The organism is Streptomyces sp. L2, assembly GCF_004124325.1.
Lineage (GTDB): Bacteria > Actinomycetota > Actinomycetes > Streptomycetales > Streptomycetaceae > Streptomyces.
On record NZ_QBDT01000001.1, the window covers coordinates 5,402,818 to 5,424,334 of the forward strand.

The window sequence follows — 21,517 nt, forward strand, 5'->3', positions numbered from 1 at the left end:
ACGTCTCGGCAGGCGGATGAATTTCCATACCGTCTGCCCAAATTGACCCCCCAGGTCTACTCTGGACCCGTGCCGGAGGACGTGGGGGGCACGCCGTTCCCTGACGGCTGGGAGCCCGACGACGACCACGACCGCGGAGTGTCGGACGAAGAGTTCGCCTCCGTGGTCTTCGACGAGGCCTTCGTACGCGCGGCCGTGATCCACGAGCCGACCGCGGTCGAGCGCCTCCTGGCGGCCGCCCAGGCCAGAGCCGAGGCCTCCGAGGCGGAGGCCCGCCGCGCCCGGACCCGGGCCGACCGCTACGACGAGGCGTACAGCCCCGACGGCGCGGGTTTCGGCCATGACCGCGACGACGACGAGCCGGACGACACCTACCTCCTGTCGGGCCACCGCGGCTTCGGCCCCTACGGCAGACAGGTCCGCTGGCACCGGCCCGTCGCCTGGGTCCTCGCGCTCGTCATGGGCATCGGCATGGTCGCGCTGGCCTTCGCCGCCGTCTACCGGGGCGCCTCCTCCGCGGACACCCGGGACCGGGAGCCGGCCCCCGCGTCCACCGGCCTGGAGCAGAGCGCGGCGGCTCCGTCGGCCTCCGCCGACTCCTCCCAGCCGGCCGTCCCGGCCAGCCCGCGCTCCCCTTGAGCGCGCTTGCGCGGATTTGCTGAGGACCTGTCAGAAGTTGTGGTGGAACAGGGCGTTTACCCTGGGCCCACGCGACCTACCCTGAAAGTATGGGCGGGCCTGGAGACCCACCGGAGGGGACACCCGAGGGCGGCCCCGGAGGTGCCGAGGACGAGTACCGATCCGTCGTGTTCGACGAGTCGTTCGTCCGCGCTGCCCGCCTCCAGGAATCCTCCGCACAGGAGCGTGTGAGCGACCACGCCCCCGCCGTACGCCGCCGCCCGCCCCTGCACCGGGGGCTGTCCCGGCAGGCACTGGTCCTGCTCCTGCTGATCGCGGTCGCCTTCGCCACCGCCGTCGTCATGGGCATCCGCCACCCGACCGGCATCCCGCAGGCCCGGCGGCCCGTGCAGCCCCTGCGGATGACCGTCGTCCCGCTCGCACCCCTCGGCACGGTGCCCGGCGCCGCCGATGTCGCGTCCCTGTACCGGCACAGCCCCGCCGCCGGCTTCGAGCCGGGCGCCGACGGGATCCCCTTCCCGGCCGTCCGGGCCACCGCGCACTTCTCCGACAGCCAGGTCACGGCCGCGCTGACCATCGCCCGGACCTACATCGTGCGCTCCTCCGCGAACCCCGACGTGGTCACCGGTCACCAGGTCCGCGGCGTCCGGGCCCTCCTCGACGGCGACCAGCTCGACCAGTTCGACCAGAGCTTCGACCATCCGGCGGCGGACGGCCGGCACAGCCCGACCGGCTGGGTGGTCCGCCTCGACCCCTCCCGGGTGGAACTGGCCGACACCGGCATCCGCGACCAGGGCACCCTGCAGGCCGTCGAGACGGACGCGGCCACCCTGGAGGTCACCGCCGACACCGTCGTCGTCTACGCCCTCCGCCCGGCCGGCGCCGGCGCCAGGGCCCAGGTGTCCCTGTTCACCGTCCGCCGCGCGCTGACGTTCCGCTTCGACCGCGACGACCTGCGCGTCGGCCAGACCCAGCTGACCGTCTCCGACGTGGAGGCCGGCCCCCTCTCGTGCGCCGACGACGCCACCGGCTACTTCCGCCCCCTCCTGGCCGGGACCACCGCACGTCCCGGCGCCCCCGCCGGCACCGACCCCTTCGCCCCGGCCGGCACCCCGTCCCTCTGCGGCACCCTGGCAACGACGGCGGAGCCTAAGGTGTGACGGGGGCGGCGGGCAGGGGAGGGCCGGTCCCCGGGCCGGGCCCCCAGGCGCGGCAGTCGCCGAAACCGCGGCGGGAGCCGGCCTCCGCGGACGGCGGCGCCTCTAGTTCTCGTCCCGCGGCGGGGTGTCCCCCGGTGTGTCCCGCGGGTCGCCCTTCGACGGCGGCGGGCTCGCGAAACCGTTGAAGCCCCGGCGGACCCGGCCGCCGAGATCGCCGGCGCCGCCCGCGAGGTCCGTGACCAGCTTCATCAGCGGGTCCTTGGACGTCTTCACGTCGCTCGCATAGCTCGCCGCCGACTCCCGGAACGAGTCGCTGACCTTGGTGTCCTTGTCCTCGGTGCGCCGCGGATAGTGGCCGTCCATGATCCGCTGGTAGTCCCGCGACTCGGCCCACTTCTTCAGCTCGGCCGCCCGGATCGTCGCGAAGGGGTGCGAGCGAGGCAGCACGTTCAGGATCTTCAGCACGGAGTCGCGCAGATCGCCCCCCGCCTCGTACTCCTCGGCCTGCTCCAGGAACGCGTCCACGTTCATCTCGTGCAGGTGGTTGCCGCCCGCGATCTTCATCAGGCCCCGCATCGAGGCCCGTACGTCCTGGCCCACCAGCAGCCCCGCCCGGTCCGCCGACAGCTCCGACTTGCGGAACCACTCCCGCAGCGCCGTCACGATCGCCATGATCGCCAGGTTGCCGAGCGGGATCCAGGCGACCTTCAGCGCCAGCGTCGTCAGGAACAGCAGGATCGTGCGGTACACCGAGTGACCGGACAGCGCGTGACCCACCTCGTGGCCGACGACCGCCCGCATCTCCTCCTCGTCGAGCAGCTCGACGAGCCCGGTGGTGACCACGATGATCGGCTCGTCCAGCCCGATGCACATCGCGTTCGGCTGCGGGTCCTGGTTGACGTACATCGGCGGGACCTTCTCCAGGTCCAGGATGTAACAGGCGTCCAGCAGCATGTCGTGCAGATGCGCGAACTGCCGCTCCGAGACGCGCACCGAGTCGGACAGGAACAGCAGCCTGAGGCTCCGCTCCGGCAACAGCCCGCTCAGCGCCTTGAAAACGGTGTCGAAGCCGCTGAGCTTGCGCAGCGCCACCAGCGCCGACCGGTCGGCCGGGTGCTCGTACGCACGCGAGGAGATCTCCGGGAAGCGCCTGCGCTGCCTGCTGGGCACGCGCTCGCGTCCCGTCTGCTCGTGGCTGTCGTCGGACATGTCTTCCCCCATGTGCGTGTGAGTTGCTCACTGTGCCCCCGAGGCGGGGCCCAGCCTAGGCGGAGATACGGTGGACGGGCAGTACAGCCGAAGGAGTCCACGTCATGGAGCACCACCCCGCAGCCACCTGGCTGACCGAGGCCGCCACGAGCGCCGTCCAGCAGCACGGGACGGGGAACCTGCTCCGGGTCGTCCTGGTCGTGATGATCCTGGGCTGCGCGCTGACCGCCTGGTTCCTGCTGCGCGGCTACAAGCAGAAGGACGACTGACCAAGGCCGAAAGTTCCCGCGGAAGAGCCCCGGGAAGAGCCCCGGGAAGAGCCCCGGGAAGAGCCCCGGGGAGATCCCCGAAAAGATCCCTGAGGAGACCCCCGCGACCGGTCGCCCGGCCCCCCGTCCGTCCCCAACGGCGGAGTCGGCGTGAGCGCCGCCAGGGCGCCCGCATACGATGAGCCGACATCTTTATCCCGCCCACACGCGATAGGTCCTGCCGAAGATGAGCTTCCACAGCACCGCTGCCCAGTTGGTCACCCTCGCCGCCGAGGGCGGAGAGCACGGCGGCCACCACGAAAGCCTCAACCCGGCCGTCACCGGCGGCAGCGCCCTCGCCGTCCTCCTGCTCTTGCTGTGGATCACCACCCGCTTCAACCGCGACCGCTGACCCGGGAGCCCGGCCCCGGCCGGGCAGCGCGGACCGGGCCGGTAGGGTCTGCACGCATGGGAGAGCAGGACATGCCTACCGGTCCGGCGAACGAGACGGCCGCACGCGCCGCCGGTGACGCGCTGAGCACCCCCGGCCACGCCGCCGGGAACGACGGCTCGGCCGCCACGGCGACGGACACGGCCGCCGAGGCGACGGACACGGCCGTCGGCACCGTGCGCACCCCGGCGTTCCGGCCGGGTCACGGCCCCGCCCGCACGGGCAAGCGCCGTCTCGGCGTCATGGGCGGAACGTTCGACCCGATCCACCACGGGCACCTGGTCGCGGCCAGCGAGGTCGCCGCCCAGTTCCAGCTGGACGAGGTCGTGTTCGTCCCCACCGGCCAGCCGTGGCAGAAGTCCCACCGCGACGTCTCCCCGGCCGAGGACCGCTACCTGATGACGGTCATCGCGACCGCCGAGAACCCGCAGTTCTCCGTCAGCCGCATCGACCTCGACCGCGGCGGCCCCACCTACACCGTGGACACGCTGCGTGACCTACGCGCGCTCAACCCCGACACCGACCTGTACTTCATCACCGGCGCCGACGCCCTCGCCCAGCTCCTGACCTGGCGCGACACCGAGGAGCTGTTCTCCCTCGCGCACTTCATCGGCGTCACCCGCCCCGGTCACCACCTGACCAACCCGGGCCTGCCGGAGGGCGGCGTCTCCCTCGTCGAGGTCCCCGCGCTGGCCATCTCCTCCACAGACTGCCGTGCGAGAGTCGCCAAGGGCGAACCCATCTGGTACATGGTGCCGGACGGAGTCGTGCGCTATATCGACAAGCGCGAGCTGTACCGCGGCGAGTGAGCCGAGAGGGGCACCGGTGAACGACCGATACGACGCGGGAGACGCAGGGTACGGCGCCGGCCCGTACGAGATCGTCGGCTACGACGAGTACGGGCAGCCGGTGTACCGGCAGGTCCCGGCACAGCAGCCTCCGCAGCAGCCCTACGACCCGTACCCCCAGCAGGGCTACGGCTACGACCCGTACGCCGCCGGCCGGCCGCAGCAGACGCCCTCCTCCGACCCCTACGCCACCGGTCAGCAGCCGTCCTACGACTCCTACGGCGCCCCCGCGGCACATGACCCCTACGGCGCCGGCACCGCACCGGGCGGCCAGGGCCCCGCCGCCCCGTACGACCCCTACGGGCAGGCGTCGAACAGCGGGCAGCAGCGCCGGGCCGCCGAGCAGACCGCCTACATCCCGCAGCAGTCCGGCCCCGTCGAGGAGCCGGAGGCACCGGCCGCCCGGCCCGGGCGGCCGGCGGAACAGGCGTCCGCCGCCGAACCGGAGTACCGCACCGAGCAGTTCGCCTTCGTCGAGGAGCCCGCCGACGACTCCGAGGACGTCATCGACTGGCTGAAGTTCACCGAGAACCGCACCGAGCGCCGCGAGGAGGCCCGCCGCCGCGCCCGGGGCCGGATCATCGCCCTCCTCGTCGTCCTCGCGCTCGTGGCCGTCGGCGGCGTCGGCTACCTCTGGTACGCCGGGAAGCTGCCCGGCCTGTCCTCCTCCGGCTCCAAGGCGGACACGGCCACGCCCGTGGGCGCCCAGAAGCGCGACGTGATCGTCGTCCACCTGCACGTCACCGGCACGAGCCGCACCTCGACCGCGCTGCTGGTCGACAACACCACCACCAAGCAGGGCAGCACGGTCCTGCTGCCCAACTCCCTCGCCCTCACCGGCGACGACGGCACCACCACGACCCTGGCGAAGTCCGTGGGCGGCGACGGCGCGTCCGGCACCCGCGACCAGCTCGACACCGTCCTCGGCACCAGCATCCAGGGCACCTGGCGCCTCGACACCCCCTACCTGCAGAACCTGGTCGAGCTGGTCGGCAACATCGACATCGACACCAACGCCGACGTGCCCGACCCGGACTCCAAGAAGAAGGGCTCGGCCCCGCTCGTCCACAAGGGCCAGGACCAGACCCTCAGCGGGAAGATGGCCGTCGCCTACGCCACCTACCGCGCCCCCGGCGAGGCGCAGAACGCCCAGCTGGAGCGGTTCGGGCAGGTCATGCAGGGCGTGCTGCGCAAGATGTCCACCGACCCGGCGGGGGCCACGACCACCGTGCAGACCCTCGCGCAGATCCTCGACCCGCCCCTCACCGACGAGGACCTCGGCGCCTTCCTGGCCAAGCTCGCCGACCTCGCCAAGGGCGGCGACTACAAGACGGCCCTCCTGCCCGTGCAGGCCGACGGCACCCTCAGCCCGCACACCAGCGACAGCGTGGTCAAGGACATCCTCGGCGGCACCGCCAAGAGCCCCGACGCCGGCTCCGCGGTCCGGGTCTCCGTGCAGAACGCCACCGGCGTCAAGGACGACACCGAGAAGGCCCGCGTGGTGCTCCTCAACGGCGGCTTCACCTTCCTGGAGGGCGGCTCGGCCGGCGGCACCCGGGCCACCTCGAAGGTCGTCTATCAGGACGCCGCCGACAAGGAGAACGCCACCGAGGTCGCCAAGACCCTCGGCCTGTCCACCGGTTCCGTGACCAAGGGCACCGTCTCCTCCGGCGCCGACGTCTCCGTCGTCCTGGGCGGCGACTACAAGCCCTCCTCCTCCTGACGGCGGCCGGGCAGCCCCGCGTGATCCGGTCATCACGTGGGGTGCGCCCGGCGGTCCGTGAGACCCTTGAGGTCTGGTGACCGCCGACGGGCCGTGCCCCGCGCGGCCGACCCCCGCCCCCAGCCGACCCCTGCCACCGACCGAAAGCTACGTAGTGACCGCCACCGACCGTTCCCTCGAGCTCATCAACACCGCCGCCCAGGCGGCGGCCGACAAGCTCGCCCACGACGTCATCGCCTACGACGTCAGCGACGTCCTGTCGATCACGGACGCGTTCCTGCTCGCCTCCGCGCCGAACGACCGCCAGGTCAAGGCGATCGTCGACGAGATCGAGGAGCGCCTGCAGAAGGAACTCGGCGCCAAGCCGGTGCGCCGCGAGGGCGACCGCGAGGCCCGCTGGGTCCTGCTCGACTACGTCGACATCGTCGTCCACGTCCAGCACAGCGAGGAGCGCGTGTTCTACGCGCTGGAGCGGCTGTGGAAGGACTGCCCCGAGCTCGAGCTGCCCGCCGACGCCAAGGCCACCCGCGGCAAGGCCGAGGAGCACGCCAGGCTGCAGACCGACGAGGCCGGCGAGGAGCCCGGCGGTGACTGGCGATGAGCGCCACCGGTGAGGTGAGCGACCGCAAGAGCCGGGGCCGCCGCGTCATCCTGTGGCGGCACGGCCAGACCTCCTGGAACCTGGAGCGCCGCTTCCAGGGCTCCACGGACGTCGCGCTGACCGAGACCGGTGTCGGCCAGGCCCGCCGCGCGGCCCGGCTGCTCGCCTCCCTCAAGCCCGACGCGATCATCTCCTCGGACCTGCGGCGGGCCGCGCACACCGCCACCGAGCTCGCCACCCTCACCGGCCTCGACGTCACCCGCGAGGAGGGCCTGCGCGAGACCTACGCGGGCGTCTGGCAGGGGCTGACGCACGAGGAGATCATCGCCCGCCACGGCGAGGAGTACGCCGCCTGGAAGCGCGGCGAGGCCGTCCGCCGGGGCGGCGGCGAACTGGAGACCGAGGTCGCCGACCGGGCCGCTCCCGTCGTGCTCCGGCACGCCGAGAAGCTGCCCGAGGACGGCACCCTCGTGGTGGTCAGCCACGGCGGCACCATCCGCACCACCATCGGCCGGCTGCTCGGCCTGGAGGCACCGCACTGGGAGAGCCTCGGCGGCCTCTCCAACTGCTGCTGGTCCGTGCTCGGCGAGGGCGCCCGCGGCTGGCGCCTCCTGGAGCACAACGCGGGCACCCTCCCGGAGCCCGTACTCGGCGACGACGACTGACGACGACTGACGACGACTGACGACGACCGGGGACGACCGGGGACGCCGGGCCCCCGGACCCCGGATTTCACTTTCTGGCAGGTCGCAGGCTAAAGTTCTTCTTGTTCGCCCCGCCGAGCGGGGCGAAACACCATGCGGCTCCGCCGCGTGGGGCCAGGGGCTATAGCTCAGTTGGTAGAGCGCCTGCATGGCATGCAGGAGGTCAGGAGTTCAATTCTCCTTAGCTCCACAGATCGGCACTCGGTCGAGTTGCCAAAGATCGGTGATGAGAATCCCGTCCCCCAGGGGGCGGGATTCTCTGCTTTCCCCCTGCCGGCGACCGTCACCCGGCTCGGCCGGCTGATCGCTTCGGTCGGCTGATCGATCGGGCGGCCTTCGGCACACTGTTCCTCAGCCGGCTTGAGTCACTCGGGGCCCCGCGGGCGTATACCTCTGCGGAGGCGCTGTCGGTGAGCGTGTGGGTGCCGGCGCGGACGGCCGCGGTGGGGGCTGTGTCCGGACTGGTACTGAGGCGTCGCTGACCGTATCGGCCCGGCCGTGGCAGAATCAAACGGCCGGAAGGGGGCGCGTCCCGACGGGAGGGAGTAGCGATGCCTGCGAGCATCCATGAGGAGGCCGACCACCTCCTCGGTGCGGCGTGGATACGGGACACGATCACCCGGCTCAGCTGCCCTTCCTGCGGTTCCGCGCACGTCGCCCAAGTCCTCGGCGACAACGGCGGGATCTCCTACGTGTGCACGGCCTGCGGCCACAGCTGGAGCTGATCGATGGGTGCACACAGGCGAAAGTGCGACTGGTGCGGGAGCGGTACGCCGATCGTCCGTGACATGGAGCCGGTCAATCCCGACTACCAGTACTGGTGCGAGGAATGCGCTCGGGCGCTGATCATAAAAGGCGACCCGATCGAGACGTACCGCGAGCTGGAGGGCGAGCCGATCTACGGCCGCCTGCTTGAGGAACACTGCACCCTCAAGAGGTTCTACTCCTTCGTCACGGCCTGACCCGGCCCCGGCGACCGGACCTCGGCAACGATGTCCGTAGGGGGCGGCCCTGGCGGCGAACCGGGACATCTCTCCCCGTATCCGCCCAGACCGGAAACCGATTTGGTACTGCACCCCGGTGACCGTGTAATGTTGGCGTCGCCGCCGGGGAAACCGGGCGGAGCGAAGCAAGGGGCTATAGCTCAGTTGGTAGAGCGCCTGCATGGCATGCAGGAGGTCAGGAGTTCAATTCTCCTTAGCTCCACAGAAGTCGAAGGCGGACCGTCCGAACGGATGGTCCGCCTTCGGCGTTTGCGCAGGCGTCGTACGAGGGCGTGTGAGGCCGTCGCCGTACACACGCGTGGGGGCCGCCCGAGACCCGGGCGGCCCCCACGCGTGTGTGGTCAGCGGCCGAGGGCGCGGCGCCCGCGGCCCTGGGAGAGCACCGGCAGGTTCCGGGACGGCGCCTGCCCGCGCGTGTCCTCCTCGATGCGCAGGGCCAGCGCGGGACAGCGGCGCACCGCGCGCAGCGCCTTCGCCTCCGCGTAGCGCGGTACATTGGCCTGGGCGACGGTCGGGAACCCGTCGGCGCCCAGCTCGAAGACCTCGGGCAGGATGTCGGCGCACAGCCCGTGGCCCCGGCACAGCGTCCAGTCGACGTAGATCTTCTGGCGGCTGGAGCCGGTCTCCTCCGCCTCCGCGCCGCCGGGGATGCCCGTCGGGGCCCTGCCCCCCTCGAAGAGCGGCAGAACGCCCTCCACGGGCCGTCCGCAGCCGTTCCCGAGGACATGGGCGGCCAGGTCGTCGGTGAACGCCTTGACGGTCGACTCCAGGAACATCGCGGAGCCGTCCGGGTGTGAACACGCCCCGCGCCGCTTCACGTTCTTCGCGACCTGCTTCAGCGCCTCCAGGGCGGCCGGGCCGCCGCCGTTCAGGATGTCCTCCATCCCGCGCGCGGCGGCGGGCAGTCCGAGGTAGCAGGGGCCGCACTGGCCCGCGCTCTCCTCGGCCAGCCACTGCGCCACCCGCAGCGACTCGCCCAGCGGACAGGTCTCCTGGCTGATCGGCAGGATGGCGCCCGCTCCGAGGGAACCGCCCACCGCGTCCAGCGAGTTGCGGGAGACGATCGCCTCGTTGACGGTCGCCGCGTCGATCCACTTGCCGTGGTAGCCGCCGGTGAGCACGCCCTGCGGCACCGGCGGGGCGCCGGCCAGCTGCAGCACGTAGCGCAGGGGGACACCCGTGGGGACCTCGATCACCATCGGGCGGGCGACCGCCCCGGACACCGTGAGCATGACGGTGCCCGGTTCGTCGTACAGACCGGTGTTGCCGTAGCGCTCCGGGCCGATGCGGGCGGCGATGGCCAGCTGTGCGAACGTCTCGGCGTTCGACAGGAGGGTGGGCGCGCCGCCGACGCCGTTGCGGGAGGCGCTGACCTTGCGGCCGGGCGGGATCGCCGGGCCGCCGTCGATCGAGCGGACCAGCGAGGAGGCGGCGCCGGTGACCATGCGCACCGGGTTGCGCTGCACCCACGCGCGGAGCGCCGATCTACGGGTGTTGCTCAGCCCGCGTTCGGCGAGCGCGGCCTCCATGGAGCGCTGGGTGGACTCCCGGGTGACCCCCACCACGAGCGTGCGGGCACCCAGGGCCTCGGCGCACAGCAGCGCCCCGTCCAGGATGAGGTGCGGGGCACGGTTGATGAGCACCGTGTCCTTGCGGCAGGCCGGTTCGTCCTCGCTGCCGTTGACGACGACGACGGGCCGCACCCCGCGCTTGATCGCGGACTCCGCGACCGAGCGGAGCTTCTTGTGGAACGGGAAGCCGGCGCCGCCGCGGCCCTTGAGGTTGATGCCCTCGGCGAGTTGGGCCAGCTGCTCGCCCCCCAGCGGGTCCAGCGGCCCGTGCACCTTCAGGTGCATGGGCAGGTCGAGCCGTTCCACGAGGTCGAACCCGGAGGTGAGCTGCGGCAGGCCGACCACGCGCACCTCTGGGACATCGGGCAGGGCCTCGTTCACCTGTAGCCTCCGGACGGCGTGTTCCAAGGTTCGCCCGAACCCGGAGCCTCGTAGGGGGCGCCGGGGGATGGTTCGGTGGCGGGACCGCTGTTGTACGTGTCACCCGAGTTGTACGTCCCGTAGAGGGTGTTCGTCTCACCTGTGTCGTACACATCACGTCCGCCGGGCCCGCCCGCGCCGGCAGTGCCGTAGGCCGGGATCGTGTAGCCCGTGTCCTGGAGCGGGTCGTACGCCGACGGCGGGGCCTCGCCGACCGGCGGCGGGGACGGGACCGGCCAGCTGCCCGAGGTGCTGGAGGGGCCGTCCACGCGCGGGACGGCCTGGGTGGCGGCCTGCGGGTCCGCCGGGAGGTCCATGCGGGCGGTCCGGCCAGCCGCGTACGGCTGCTGCCCCCGGCCCGGCGTGGACACGGCCCGGTAGGCGGCCGCGAAGCCGGACGCGGGCTCCGCGGCGGGGGTCGCGGGGGACTGGTAGAGCGGCATGCGGGAGGTCGCGGGGGCGGCGGGCGCCCGCTGCGGCTCCTGGCGGCTCCTGGAGCCCCCCAGGGAGGATTCCGCCACGCGCGCGCGTCCGGCGTCCAGATCGTCGAACTCCGGCCGCTCGGGGCCGCCCAGCAGGGCCATGAGCCGGTCGGCGACCTTGCGCTTGACCGGGCGGGGAGCGGAGCGCAGGGCGAGGCCGGCCATCACGCCCAGCAGCGACAGGCCGTAGAGGATCACGAAGACCGGCTTGGCGGTGCGGCCGGCGTACAGGCCGTGCACCAGGGCCGCGCACCAGGCCGGGTAGGCGAGCATGTGCATGGCCCGCCAGCGCGCCGCGACGGGCGCCGGTGCGGCGAAGTTGCTGCGCAGGGCGCCGGTGACACCCACGAAGATCATCAGCAGGCCGGCGAGCGAACCCAGCCCGATCAGGCCGCCGATGCCGGTGAAGCCGAGAGAGAACGGGACGATCGCGCCGATCACGCGCGTGTGGTCGAGGGCGATCTTCGTGGTGATGTGCAGCAGCAGGAACGCGATCGAGGCGACCGCGGTCGTCCGGTGCACCGCCTGGCCGATGATCCGCTGGCGGATGTCGAGGAGGATCCGGTCCTGCGCGACCAGACCCCAGATCACCGAGCAGCTGAGCGAGACGAGGGACAGCACGCCGGCGCCGAAGTTCAGGAACTCACGGAACTGGCTGCCTCCGACCAGCACGATTACGGGTATCAGCAACAGGACGACAGCGGTCGCCACCCCATAGGCCGACCGGCCCGGTTTGGGTAGCGAACTGTTACTACGACGAGGGTTCATGGGGGCAACTCCGAGCAGTTTCGGGAAAGCGGTCCCGCTGCCGAACTCTAAGGGGCGCCATACTGATCAGTACGGGGTTTGAGTTATTGCACTGTTATCAACGGACAATGTGATCGGGGCGATGTCCCCTTAGCGGCTGTTACGCGAAGTAATCACTGACCTTGGTTCAGTCCATGTTCTGGATCGATGGCATGTCCACATGCCATACGGAAGCGCGTCGCGGCTTGCTCAAGGGCTGCGGTACCCTAACGCCATGCGTGCCGTACGCCTTCTGCTTAGCGGGCCGCGCTGATCAGTACCGACCACCGGACGAGCCTGTGGTCGGCATCGGCGCGGCGACCCCTCCTGTGCGAGGGGCTTTTTCGTTTCCGCAGGCAGAGACGATCGATGGAGCTTTGAGGATCATGAGCGAGACGAACCCCGCTGCTGCCGCCGCCACGTCGGCGGAGGTCGCGCCGCACCGCTACACGGCGGCCATGGCGGCCGAGATTGAGGCACGCTGGCAGGACTTCTGGGACGCCGACGGCACCTACGCGGCGCCGAACCCCAAGGGCGACCTGGAGGGCGACCCGGAGGTGGCCGCCCGGCCCAGGAAGTTCATCATGGACATGTTCCCGTACCCCTCCGGTGCGGGCCTGCACGTCGGCCACCCCCTGGGCTACATCGCCACCGACGTCTTCGCGCGCTTCCAGCGCATGACCGGCCACAACGTCCTGCACACCCTGGGCTTCGACGCCTTCGGCCTGCCCGCCGAGCAGTACGCCGTGCAGACCGGCACGCACCCGCGCGTGTCCACCGAGGCCAACATCGAGAACATGAAGGCCCAGCTGCGCCGGCTGGGCCTGGGCCACGACAAGCGCCGGTCGTTCGCCACGATCGACCCGGACTACTACAAGTGGACCCAGTGGATCTTCCTGCAGATCTTCAACTCCTGGTACGACGACGAGGCGGACAAAGCCCGCCCGATCTCCGAGCTGATCGCCCGGTTCGAGTCCGGTGAGCGCGCGATCCCGGGCACCACGCGCGCGTGGGGCGAGCTGAGCGCCGCCGAGCGCGCCGACGTCCTGGGCGAGTACCGCCTGGCCTACGCCTCCGACGCACCGGTCAACTGGTGCCCCGGCCTGGGCACCGTGCTGGCCAACGAGGAGGTCACAGCCGACGGCCGCTCCGAGCGCGGCAACTACCCGGTCTTCAAGGCCAAGCTGCGCCAGTGGAACATGCGCATCACCGCCTACGCCGACCGGCTGCTGGACGACCTGGCGGAGCTGGACTGGCCCGAGGCCATCAAGCTGCAGCAGCGCAACTGGATCGGCCGCAGCGAGGGCGCCCGCGTCGACTTCCCCATCGACGGCGAGCGCATCACCGTCTTCACCACCCGCCCGGACACCCTGTTCGGCGCGACCTACATGGTGCTGGCCCCCGAGCACCCGCTGGTCGAGAAGTTCACCCCGGCCGCCTGGCCCGAGGGCACCCACGACGTCTGGACCGGCGGCCACGCCACCCCGTCCGACGCCGTCGCCGCCTACCGCGCGCAGGCCGCCGCCAAGTCCGACGTGGAGCGGCAGGCCGAGGCCAAGGACAAGACCGGCGTCTTCATCGGCGCGTACGCGACCAACCCGATCAACGGCGAGCAGGTCCCCGTCTTCATCGCCGACTACGTCCTGATGGGCTACGGCACCGGCGCGATCATGGCCGTCCCCGCGGGCGACCAGCGCGACTTCGAGTTCGCGCGCGCCTTCGAACTGCCCATCACGTGCATCGTGGAGCCGACCGACGGCCGCGGCACCGACACGTCGACGTGGGAGAACGCCTTCGCCTCCTACGACGCGAAGATCATCAACTCCGCCAACGACGACATCTCCCTGGACGGCCTGGGCGTCGCCGAGGCCAAGGCCCGCGTCACCGAGTGGCTGCGGCGCCGGGGCATCGGCGAGGGCACCGTCAACTTCCGGCTGCGCGACTGGCTGTTCAGCCGCCAGCGCTACTGGGGCGAGCCCTTCCCGATCGTCTACGACGAGGACGGCACCGCCCACGCCCTGCCCGAGTCGATGCTGCCGCTGGAGCTGCCCGAGGTCGAGGACTACAGCCCCCGCACCTTCGACCCGGACGACGCCGACACCCAGCCCGAGACGCCGCTGTCGCGCAACGAGGAGTGGGTCAACGTCACCCTGGACCTGGGCGACGGACCGAAGAAGTACCGCCGCGAGACCAACACCATGCCCAACTGGGCGGGTTCCTGCTGGTACGAGTTCCGCTACCTGGACCCGCACAACGAGCACCGGCTGGTCGACCCCGAGATCGAGCGGTACTGGATGGGCCCGCGCGCGGGGCAGCCGCACGGCGGCGTCGACCTGTACGTCGGCGGCGCCGAGCACGCCGTGCTGCACCTGCTGTACGCGCGCTTCTGGTCCAAGGTCCTGTACGACCTGGGCCACGTCTCCTCCGCCGAGCCGTTCCACAAGCTGTTCAACCAGGGCATGATCCAGGCCTACGTCTACCGGGACAGCCGTGGCATCGCGGTGCCGGCCGCCGAGGTGGAGGAGCGCGACGGCGCCTACTACTACCAGGGCGAGCAGGTCTCCCGGCTGCTGGGCAAGATGGGCAAGTCCCTGAAGAACGCCGTCACCCCGGACGAGATCTGCGCGGAGTACGGCGCGGACACCCTGCGCCTGTACGAGATGGCGATGGGCCCGCTGGACGTCTCCCGGCCGTGGGACACGCGCGCGGTGGTGGGCCAGTTCCGGCTGCTGCAGCGGCTGTGGCGCAACATCGTCGACGAGGACACCGGCGAGGTGACCGTCGTCGACACCGAGCCCGACGAGGACACGCTGCGCGCCCTGCACAAGGCGATCGACGGGGTCCGGGGCGACCTGGAGGGTCTGCGCTTCAACACCGCCATCGCCAAGGTCACCGAGCTGAACAACCACCTGACCAAGGCGGGCACGGCGGTACCGCGCACGATCGCCGAGCCGCTGGTGCTGATGGCCGCCCCGCTGGCCCCGCACATCGCCGAGGAGCTGTGGCGCAAGCTGGGCCACACCGGATCGGTGGTCCACGAGGACTTCCCGGTAGCCGACCCGGCTTACGTCGTCGACGAGACCGTCACCTGCGTCGTGCAGATCAAGGGCAAGGTCAAGGCCCGCCTGGAGGTGCCGCCGGGCATCTCCGAGGACGAACTGGAGAAGGTGGCCCTGGCCGACGAGAAGGTCGTGGCAGCGCTGGACGGAGCGGGCATCCGCAAGGTGATCGTGCGGGCGCCGAAGCTGGTGAACATCGTCCCGGCGTAACGGCTCGGGGTAGTCCCCTACGGGCAGGTTCGGGGTCTTTCCGGAACTCCGGGCCTGCCCGCAGCGTTTACGGTGGAGAGCGAAGCGGCGCATGCCGCACGGGCCCGAGGAGGAGCGTCGTGGAAACAGTGCTCACCGTGATCGCCGTGTTCCTCCTGCTCTTCTTCGGCCTCGGTGTGTACGCCCTGGTCAAGGCGATCGGTGCTGCCAAACGCGGCATGGACCGCACGGTCGCGCAGGCCCGCCGCACGGTCGAGGACCACACGCTGCGCGCCAAGTCCCTCGGCCGGCCGGGCCCGGCCGGTGAGATCGCCCAGCTACGGCTCGCCCTGCGCACCTCGATGCGGGCCACCCAGGACGCGCTGGCCGCGGGCGTCGCCGGGGACGAGTCGCTGAAGGAGTCCCTCGGACTCTTCGAGCGGCTCAGCGCCCACGGCCACGAGCTGGACCACGAGCTCAAGCGGCTGGAGTCCGACCCCGACCGGGCCACGCTCGCCGCCCGGCTGCCGGAGCTGCGCGCCCGCACCGAGCGCATCACCACCTCGGCAGACTCCCTGCGCTGGGCCGCCCACGACCGGGGCCGCCGCTTCGCCGACGACGACCTGGACGCCCTCAGCGCCCAGATCGACGTCGAGGCAGGGGCCCTGCGGCACTGGACCAGCGCCGAACCGGCCGACGGGCCGGCAGCGCCCCCGTGGCCCGGCGCCCCGGCGCCCGGAACCGCCTCAGGGCCGGCCGCTCCCACCTCCCCTCCACGGCAGACCCGGCAGGAGGCGTCCGAGCAGCGCGCCGCCCAGCGGCCCGCCGCACCCTCGATCGCGCCGTCGTCCCGGCCCACGCCCTACCCCTGGCAGAAGAACCCCCGCCCCGAGAGCACCACATGACCGGGCCGCCGCCGATGAGGTCGGTCCGGTCGGTCCGGTCGGCAGGGGCCGGGCTGCCGCCCCGGCACCACGGCAGGTAACCTCCAGCTCATGTCCCGCCATGTCGCGATCGTCACCGATTCAACGGCCTACCTGCCGCCGCGGACGATGGAGCGTCACGGCATCACCGCGGTGCCCCTGACCGTGGTCCTCGGCGACCAGGCACTCGAAGAGGGCACCGAGATCTCGACCCGCTCCCTGGCCCAGGCACTGCAGAAGCGGCGCCCCGTCACCACCTCCCGGCCCAGCCCCCAGACGTTCGCCGAGACCTACCGCAGGGTCGCCGACGCCGGCGCGACCGGCATCGTCTCGCTCCACCTCTCCGCCGAGCTGTCCGGCACGTACGACGCGGCGGTCCTGGCCGCACGCGAGGCACCCGTCCCGGTCCGCGTGGTGGACACCGGCATGATCGCGATGGCCCTCGGCTTCTGCGCGCTCGCCGCGGCCGAGGCGGCGGAGAGCGGCGGCACCGTGGACGAGGCCGTCACCGCCGCCGAGAAGCGGGCCGCGGGGACCTCCGCGTACTTCTACGTCGACACCCTCGACTATCTGCGTCGTGGCGGCCGCATCGGTGCCGCGCAGGCCCTGCTCGGCTCCGCGCTCGCCGTCAAACCGCTGCTGCAACTCGACGGCGGCCGCATCGAACCCCTCGAAAAGGTCCGCACCGCGTCCAAGGCCATCGCCCGCCTGGAGGAGATCGCCGCCGACCGGGCCGGCGGCGCCGAGGTCGACATCGCCGTCCACCACCTGGCCGCCCCCGACCGCGCCGCGGCACTCGCCGACCGGCTCCGGGTACGGGTTCCGGGGCTGACCGACCTTCATGTGAGCGAGGTCGGGGCGGTCATCGGTGCCCACACCGGGCCGGGGCTGCTGGGCGTGGTCGTCTCGCCCCGATGAGGTGAGATTCCTCGTCCCCTGCTGTCGGTCCATCACTCGCGAGGGTGATGAGGTTTTCCACAACCGGCCAGTTTTCCCCGGGAATTGACCAAGATCATCGCGAATTGGCGAAGTGCCTCATCCTCGGGGCATGGCACTTCGATCACGTTCCCGCACAGCCGTCCCGACCAGCGGCCCCGGCCGAGGTCCCGCCTCCGACGGCCGCATCCGGCACCGCGGCGCCGCCGCCGGACGCCGCCGCGCACGCCACCGCCAGCCCGCCCCGGCCGACGAACTGCGGCGCCGCGCCCAACTCCTCTTCGGCGAGCGGGCCGAGGCGGGCCGGGAATCGGGGAGCGGCCCACCGGCCGCCGATGAGCCGGCGCGCACGGAAGAGACGGACACGGTCACGGACCTCGACCCCGGCCCGCTCCCCGAACCGGCAACGGCCCAGCCGTCACGAGGCCGGCCGGCGTCCGCCGAGGCGGTGCCGCCGGTGCCGTCGGTGCCTGAGCGGCCGGAGACCGCCCTCCTCGGCCGGGGTGCGCGGGCCGGGCTGGCACTGCGCGAGCGGTTGCCGGTGTGGATGCAGGCCCGCTGCGGGGTGGAGCGCCGGGGTGTGGTCGCGCTCGCCGTGGTGCTGGTGGCCGCCGCGCTGTTCGCCGTGCAGCACTTCTGGGCGGGGCGGACCCAGACGGTGAGCGCGCCTCAAGTCGTACGGGCGGAGGTGCCGTTCAAGAGGAAGGGCGGTGCGGGCACGACGTCCATGGCGGTGGCGAGTCCGTCCGGGACACCGGGCAGGGAGATCGTCGTGGACGTCACGGGCAAGGTGCGGCATCCCGGCATCCGGCGGTTGCCGGCGGGCTCCCGCGTCGCCGACGCGCTGCGCGCGGCGGGTGGCCTGCGGCCGGGCGCACGGACGGAGAACCTCAACCAGGCCCGCTTCCTGGTGGACGGCGAACAGGTCGCCGTCGGCACCCCGGCAGCGGCCCCCGGCGGCACCGGACCGGCGGGCGCGGTGTCGGGTTCCGACCCCGGACCGACGGCCCCGGTGTCCCTCAACACGGCGACCGCGGCCCAGCTCGACACCCTGCCCGGCGTCGGTCCCGTCCTGGCCCAGCACATCATCGACTACCGCACCCGGCACGGCGGCTTCCGCTCCGTGAACGAACTGCGCCAGGTCGACGGCATCGGCGCCCGCCGCTACACCGACCTGCGAAGCCTGGTAACCCCATGACCGACGAACCGCCCCCGGCCCCTGCGGCAGCCGACAGGCCCGGCCGCCATCCGGTGTCCAACGGTCCTGCGGCAGCTGGCCGGCCCGGCGGTCGTCCGGTGTCCAACGGTCCTGCGGCAGCTGGCTGGCCCGGCGGTCGTCCGGTGTCCAACGGTCTTGCGGCAGCTGGCTGGCCCGGCGGCCGTCCGGTGTCCAACGGTCTTGCGGCAGCTGGCTGGCCCGGCGGCCGTCCGGTGTCCAACGGTCTTGCGGCAGCTGGCTGGCCCGGCGGCCGTCCGGTGCCCAACGGTCTTGCGGCAGCTGGCTGGCCCGGCGGCCGTCCGGTGTCCAACACCCCAGCGGCAGCTGGCCGCCGTCCGATGCTCACCGCCCTTGCGGCAGGTAGGTGGCCTGGCCGTCGACCGACGTCCACTGCCCCTGCGGCAGGCGGCCGGCCCGGCCCTCGACCGACGTCCACTGTCCCGCCACGGCGCAGGGCCGACCGTGCCCCGGAGCGAGGCGTCTCCTCACGGCGTGCGCTGACCCCTGCCCCGCCGGCACGCCCCTCTCGTCGTAGGTCGGGGCACTCCGGTTCCGCGTCCGCTGGGCCGGTGCCTCTCACCTCCGTGCTCCGTCGATCGGCGCGCAGAGCCGCTACTACCCCTCGGGAGCCCTCCCCGGCTCCGGGCCGGACCGTGCCCTCCAGCCCGTGGGGGTGTGCGACCGTAGGTCGCACGGCCACAGCGTCCTCGTCCGGGAACGTGGAAGCCGGGCGAGGAACGGCCCCCGTCGGCGCGCCGGTTCGTGGTGGCGCGGTGGGCGAGGGGGGCGCCTGCCCGCCGGCCGCCTCCGCGCGCAGCGCGGTGCATGCGGCTTCCGGTCACCGGCGGGGGGACGCTCATCCCCGGCAGGAGGGGCCGGTGGATCTGCGGCTGGTGCCGGCCGCGCTCGCGGTGTGGGGGACGGCGGCTCTCGTCCTGGTCCTGCCGCCCGGCTGGGCGATCGGGATCACCGGGGTCTGCCTGGTCGCCGGTGTGGTGCTGTTGTCGGCCGGGCGGCCGGGGCGGGTCCGGGCGCGGCTCGGGCGGGCGCGGGCTCCGGTGGCGGCCGTCCTGCTGTGTGTCGCCGCGGCCGCCGCCTCCGCCGGGTTGCACGGGGCGGACGTGCGGCGCGGGCCGGTGCCGGAGCTGGCGCGCCGGTTCGCGACCGTGACCGCCGAGGTAGAGCTGAGCGGCGATCCCTGGCTGAGCAGACCGCGCGTACGCGGCGATCACGCGGCACCGGTGGCGGTGCTGGTCCGCGGGGAGGTACGGGAGGTCGAGCAGCGCGACGGGACGGCGGTGCGCACCCGCAGTCCGGTGCTGGTCGTGGTCGACGCCGAAGTGCCGGCGCCACCTGGAGCCGGGGCTCGGGAAGCGCCGGAACCGGGCGCGCGCGGTGGGCGGTCCGGCTGGCTCGGGCTGCTGCCGTCCACCCGGCTCCGGGTGACCGGACGGCTGGCTCCCGCCCTGGCCGCTGGTGACCGGACCGCCGCGGTGCTGCGCGTGCGGAAGCGCCCGGCGCCGGAGATCGTCGCCGGGCCGAGCGGACCCCAGCGGCTGGCGGGGCGGCTCCGGGCCGGACTGCGGGAAGCGACCGCGGGACTTCCGGCGGACGCGCGGGCACTGCTTCCCGGACTGGTCGTCGGGGACACCTCACGGATCACGCCGGACCTGGACGACGCCTTCAAGGAGACGGACCTGGCGCACACCCTCGCCGTCTCCGGCAGCAACCTCACGATCCTGCTCGCCCTGCTCATCGGGCCGCCCGGCCTGGCCCAGCGGGCCGAGCGCCGCGGCCTCGCCCCGCGCCTCGGACTCTCCCTGCGGGCGACCGCCCTGCTCGCCGCGGTGCTGACCCTGGGCTTCGTCCTCGTGTGCCGGCCCGATCCCAGCGTGCTGCGCGCCGCGGCCTGCGGCGCCGTCGCCCTGCTCGCCCTCGCCACCGGGCGCCGCAGATCCCTGATCCCGGCGCTGGCCGCCGCCGTCCTGCTGCTGGTGCTGTACGACCCGTGGCTGGCCCGCGGCTACGGCTTCCTGCTCTCCGTGCTGGCCACCGGCGCACTGCTCGTGGTGGCGCCCGGGTGGAGCGAGGCGCTGCGGCGACGACGGGTTCCCGCGCGGCTCGCCGAGGCGCTGGGTGCCGCTGCCGCCGCGCAGGCGTGCTGTGCGCCGGTCGTGGCGGTGCTGTCGGCTCGGGTGAGCCTGGTCGCGGTGCCCTGCAACCTGCTGGCCGAGATCGCGGTGGCCCCGGCCACGGTGCTCGGGTTCGCGGCGCTCGCGGTGGCCCCGGCGGCCATGCCCGTGGCCAAGGCGCTGGCCTGGTGCGCGGGTTGGCCCGCCGCCTGGATCGCGAAGGTCGCCCGCACCGGGGCCGCGCTGCCCGGCGCCGGAGTGGACTGGCCGGGCAGCTGGGCGGGGGCGCTGCTGCTCGTGGCGGTCACCGCGGTGGCCGCCCTGGCCGGACGGTGGCTGCTGCGGCACCCGTGGTGGTGCGCGGCCCTCGGGGTGCTGCTCCTGCTGGTCGTGGTCCGGCCGGTCCCCCTGACCCGGGTCGTCACGGGGTGGCCGCCGCCCGGCTGGCGGTTCGCGATGTGCGACGTCGGACAGGGCGACGCGACCGTGCTGGCCGCGGGCCAGGGTGCCGGGGTGGTCGTGGACGCCGGACCCGATCCGGAACTCGTCGACCGCTGTCTGCGGGAACTGGGAGTCACCCGCATTCCGCTCCTCGTCCTCACCCACTTCCACGCCGACCACGTCGCCGGCCTGACCGGTGTGCTGCGGGGCCGCACGGTCGCCGCGATCGAGACCACCGGATTCGAGGAGCCGGCGCAGGAGGCCGAGTTCGTCGGAAAGGAGGCCGCCGCACGGCACATCCCGGTCAGCAGGGCCGTAGCGGGGGAGGAACAGCGCACCGGACCGCTCAGCTGGCAGGTGCTGTGGCCGCCGGCCGCACCGGCAGCCGAGCCGGACGGACCGAACGACGCCAGCGTCGCGCTCCTCGTCCGGACGGGAGGACTGCGGCTCCTGCTGCTGGGAGATCTCGAACCCCCCGCCCAGCAGGCCCTGCTGCACTCGCCGGTCGCCGCCGAACTGGGCGCGGTGGACGTGCTGAAGGTCGCCCATCACGGCTCGGCGTACCAGGACCCGGACCTGATACGGCTGGTGTCGCCCCGGGTGGCGTTGATCTCGGTGGGAACCGGCAACCCGTACGGCCACCCGGCACCGGCGACCGTCGCCGCGCTGCGGGCCGACGGCGCGATGGTGCTGCGCACGGACCGGGACGGGGCCATCGCGGTCAGCGGGAGAGGGGGAGCGGGCGGGGAACTGCGGGTGACCAGAGACTGAG

General features: G+C 72.8%; 18 protein-coding genes and 2 tRNA genes. 17 read left to right on the forward strand and 3 right to left on the reverse strand.

The window, feature by feature from the left end:
- The first annotated feature begins 69 nt into the window (after positions 1 to 69).
- Positions 70 to 639: a hypothetical protein gene (locus tag DBP14_RS24105; RefSeq protein WP_129309210.1), complete on the forward strand. Its 570-nt coding sequence runs from the start codon at positions 70 to 72 to the stop codon at positions 637 to 639.
- Positions 640 to 728: 89 nt separating this feature from the next.
- A complete protein-coding gene (locus DBP14_RS24110; RefSeq protein WP_129309211.1) occupies positions 729 to 1,799 on the forward strand; it encodes a hypothetical protein in 1,071 nt (356 codons plus the stop codon).
- A 102-nt stretch (positions 1,800 to 1,901) separates the two neighbouring features.
- Here DBP14_RS24110 and DBP14_RS24115 read toward each other — a convergent pair whose 3' ends face one another.
- Entirely contained in the window at positions 1,902 to 3,008 is a 1,107-nt protein-coding gene (locus DBP14_RS24115; protein ID WP_129309212.1) for a M48 family metallopeptidase, read from the reverse strand.
- A gap of 104 nt (positions 3,009 to 3,112) precedes the next feature.
- On the opposite strand from DBP14_RS24115, the gene DBP14_RS24120 reads away from it, so the two are divergent.
- From DBP14_RS24120 to DBP14_RS24160, 10 genes are all read left to right on the forward strand, one after another.
- Complete coding sequence (locus DBP14_RS24120) at positions 3,113 to 3,277, forward strand: hypothetical protein (RefSeq protein WP_129309213.1); 165 nt, start codon at positions 3,113 to 3,115, stop codon at positions 3,275 to 3,277.
- 226 nt (positions 3,278 to 3,503) lie between these two features.
- Positions 3,504 to 3,668 carry a hypothetical protein gene (locus DBP14_RS36205; protein WP_164992395.1) on the forward strand — a complete coding sequence of 55 codons (165 nt, stop codon included), beginning with the start codon at positions 3,504 to 3,506 and terminating at the stop codon, positions 3,666 to 3,668.
- A 56-nt stretch (positions 3,669 to 3,724) separates the two neighbouring features.
- Complete coding sequence (gene nadD, locus DBP14_RS24125) at positions 3,725 to 4,516, forward strand: nicotinate-nucleotide adenylyltransferase (RefSeq protein ID WP_206739336.1); 792 nt, start codon at positions 3,725 to 3,727, stop codon at positions 4,514 to 4,516.
- 16 nt (positions 4,517 to 4,532) lie between these two features.
- Positions 4,533 to 6,278 carry an LCP family protein gene (locus DBP14_RS24130; protein ID WP_129309214.1) on the forward strand — a complete coding sequence of 582 codons (1,746 nt, stop codon included), beginning with the start codon at positions 4,533 to 4,535 and terminating at the stop codon, positions 6,276 to 6,278.
- A 154-nt stretch (positions 6,279 to 6,432) separates the two neighbouring features.
- Positions 6,433 to 6,879: a ribosome silencing factor gene (gene rsfS, locus DBP14_RS24135; RefSeq protein WP_129309215.1), complete on the forward strand. Its 447-nt coding sequence runs from the start codon at positions 6,433 to 6,435 to the stop codon at positions 6,877 to 6,879.
- Positions 6,876 to 7,544 (forward strand): histidine phosphatase family protein, encoded by a 669-nt coding sequence (locus DBP14_RS24140; protein ID WP_129309216.1) that lies wholly within the window; start codon positions 6,876 to 6,878, stop codon positions 7,542 to 7,544. The genes rsfS and DBP14_RS24140 overlap by 4 nt, the downstream gene beginning before the upstream one ends.
- A 156-nt stretch (positions 7,545 to 7,700) precedes the next feature.
- Positions 7,701 to 7,773 (forward strand) — tRNA-Ala (locus DBP14_RS24145).
- Positions 7,774 to 8,134: 361 nt separating this feature from the next.
- A complete protein-coding gene (locus DBP14_RS36210; protein WP_164992396.1) occupies positions 8,135 to 8,308 on the forward strand; it encodes a hypothetical protein in 174 nt (57 codons plus the stop codon).
- Between the two features lie 3 nt (positions 8,309 to 8,311).
- The gene (locus DBP14_RS24155; protein WP_003976229.1) at positions 8,312 to 8,545 is read left to right on the forward strand and encodes a hypothetical protein; all 234 of its coding nucleotides are present in this window, start codon (positions 8,312 to 8,314) and stop codon (positions 8,543 to 8,545) included.
- 171 nt (positions 8,546 to 8,716) lie between these two features.
- Positions 8,717 to 8,789: transfer RNA gene (locus DBP14_RS24160), tRNA-Ala, on the forward strand.
- Positions 8,790 to 8,928: 139 nt separating this feature from the next.
- On the opposite strand, the gene DBP14_RS24165 is transcribed toward DBP14_RS24160, so the two are convergent.
- Positions 8,929 to 10,539: an NADH-quinone oxidoreductase subunit NuoF family protein gene (locus DBP14_RS24165; RefSeq protein ID WP_129309217.1), complete on the reverse strand. Its 1,611-nt coding sequence runs from the start codon at positions 10,537 to 10,539 to the stop codon at positions 8,929 to 8,931.
- Positions 10,536 to 11,828 carry a cytochrome b/b6 domain-containing protein gene (locus tag DBP14_RS24170; protein WP_241741022.1) on the reverse strand — a complete coding sequence of 431 codons (1,293 nt, stop codon included), beginning with the start codon at positions 11,826 to 11,828 and terminating at the stop codon, positions 10,536 to 10,538. Before DBP14_RS24170 ends, DBP14_RS24165 begins: the two co-directional genes overlap by 4 nt.
- A gap of 404 nt (positions 11,829 to 12,232) precedes the next feature.
- On the opposite strand from DBP14_RS24170, the gene leuS reads away from it, so the two are divergent.
- The 5 genes from leuS (at position 12,233) to DBP14_RS24200 (ending at position 21,516) form a co-directional block, all read left to right on the forward strand.
- Positions 12,233 to 15,115 (forward strand): leucine--tRNA ligase, encoded by a 2,883-nt coding sequence (gene leuS, locus DBP14_RS24175; protein ID WP_129309219.1) that lies wholly within the window; start codon positions 12,233 to 12,235, stop codon positions 15,113 to 15,115.
- A gap of 119 nt (positions 15,116 to 15,234) precedes the next feature.
- The gene (locus DBP14_RS24180; RefSeq protein WP_129309220.1) at positions 15,235 to 15,999 is read left to right on the forward strand and encodes a hypothetical protein; all 765 of its coding nucleotides are present in this window, start codon (positions 15,235 to 15,237) and stop codon (positions 15,997 to 15,999) included.
- Positions 16,000 to 16,089: 90 nt separating this feature from the next.
- Positions 16,090 to 16,935: a DegV family protein gene (locus DBP14_RS24185; RefSeq protein ID WP_129309221.1), complete on the forward strand. Its 846-nt coding sequence runs from the start codon at positions 16,090 to 16,092 to the stop codon at positions 16,933 to 16,935.
- Positions 16,936 to 17,065: 130 nt separating this feature from the next.
- Complete coding sequence (locus tag DBP14_RS24190) at positions 17,066 to 18,151, forward strand: ComEA family DNA-binding protein (protein ID WP_129309222.1); 1,086 nt, start codon at positions 17,066 to 17,068, stop codon at positions 18,149 to 18,151.
- A gap of 842 nt (positions 18,152 to 18,993) precedes the next feature.
- Positions 18,994 to 21,516, forward strand: a complete 2,523-nt coding sequence (locus tag DBP14_RS24200) for a ComEC/Rec2 family competence protein (protein ID WP_129312067.1) — start codon at positions 18,994 to 18,996, stop codon at positions 21,514 to 21,516.
- Position 21,517 lies beyond the last annotated feature (1 nt).

What these genes read in the sequence shown, in the direction of transcription:
- DBP14_RS24110 (WP_129309211.1), top strand. Translation starts at nt 729, where the DNA reads ATGGGCGGGCCTGGAGACCCACCGGAGGGGACACCCGAGGGCGGCCCC.
- DBP14_RS24115 (WP_129309212.1), bottom strand. Translation starts at nt 3,008, where the DNA reads ATGTCCGACGACAGCCACGAGCAGACGGGACGCGAGCGCGTGCCCAGC.
- DBP14_RS24120 (WP_129309213.1), top strand. Translation starts at nt 3,113, where the DNA reads ATGGAGCACCACCCCGCAGCCACCTGGCTGACCGAGGCCGCCACGAGC.
- DBP14_RS36205 (WP_164992395.1), top strand. Translation starts at nt 3,504, where the DNA reads ATGAGCTTCCACAGCACCGCTGCCCAGTTGGTCACCCTCGCCGCCGAG.
- nadD (WP_206739336.1), top strand. Translation starts at nt 3,725, where the DNA reads ATGGGAGAGCAGGACATGCCTACCGGTCCGGCGAACGAGACGGCCGCA.
- DBP14_RS24140 (WP_129309216.1), top strand. Translation starts at nt 6,876, where the DNA reads ATGAGCGCCACCGGTGAGGTGAGCGACCGCAAGAGCCGGGGCCGCCGC.
- DBP14_RS36210 (WP_164992396.1), top strand. Translation starts at nt 8,135, where the DNA reads ATGCCTGCGAGCATCCATGAGGAGGCCGACCACCTCCTCGGTGCGGCG.
- DBP14_RS24155 (WP_003976229.1), top strand. Translation starts at nt 8,312, where the DNA reads ATGGGTGCACACAGGCGAAAGTGCGACTGGTGCGGGAGCGGTACGCCG.
- DBP14_RS24170 (WP_241741022.1), bottom strand. Translation starts at nt 11,828, where the DNA reads ATGAACCCTCGTCGTAGTAACAGTTCGCTACCCAAACCGGGCCGGTCG.
- leuS (WP_129309219.1), top strand. Translation starts at nt 12,233, where the DNA reads ATGAGCGAGACGAACCCCGCTGCTGCCGCCGCCACGTCGGCGGAGGTC.
- DBP14_RS24185 (WP_129309221.1), top strand. Translation starts at nt 16,090, where the DNA reads ATGTCCCGCCATGTCGCGATCGTCACCGATTCAACGGCCTACCTGCCG.
- DBP14_RS24190 (WP_129309222.1), top strand. Translation starts at nt 17,066, where the DNA reads ATGGCACTTCGATCACGTTCCCGCACAGCCGTCCCGACCAGCGGCCCC.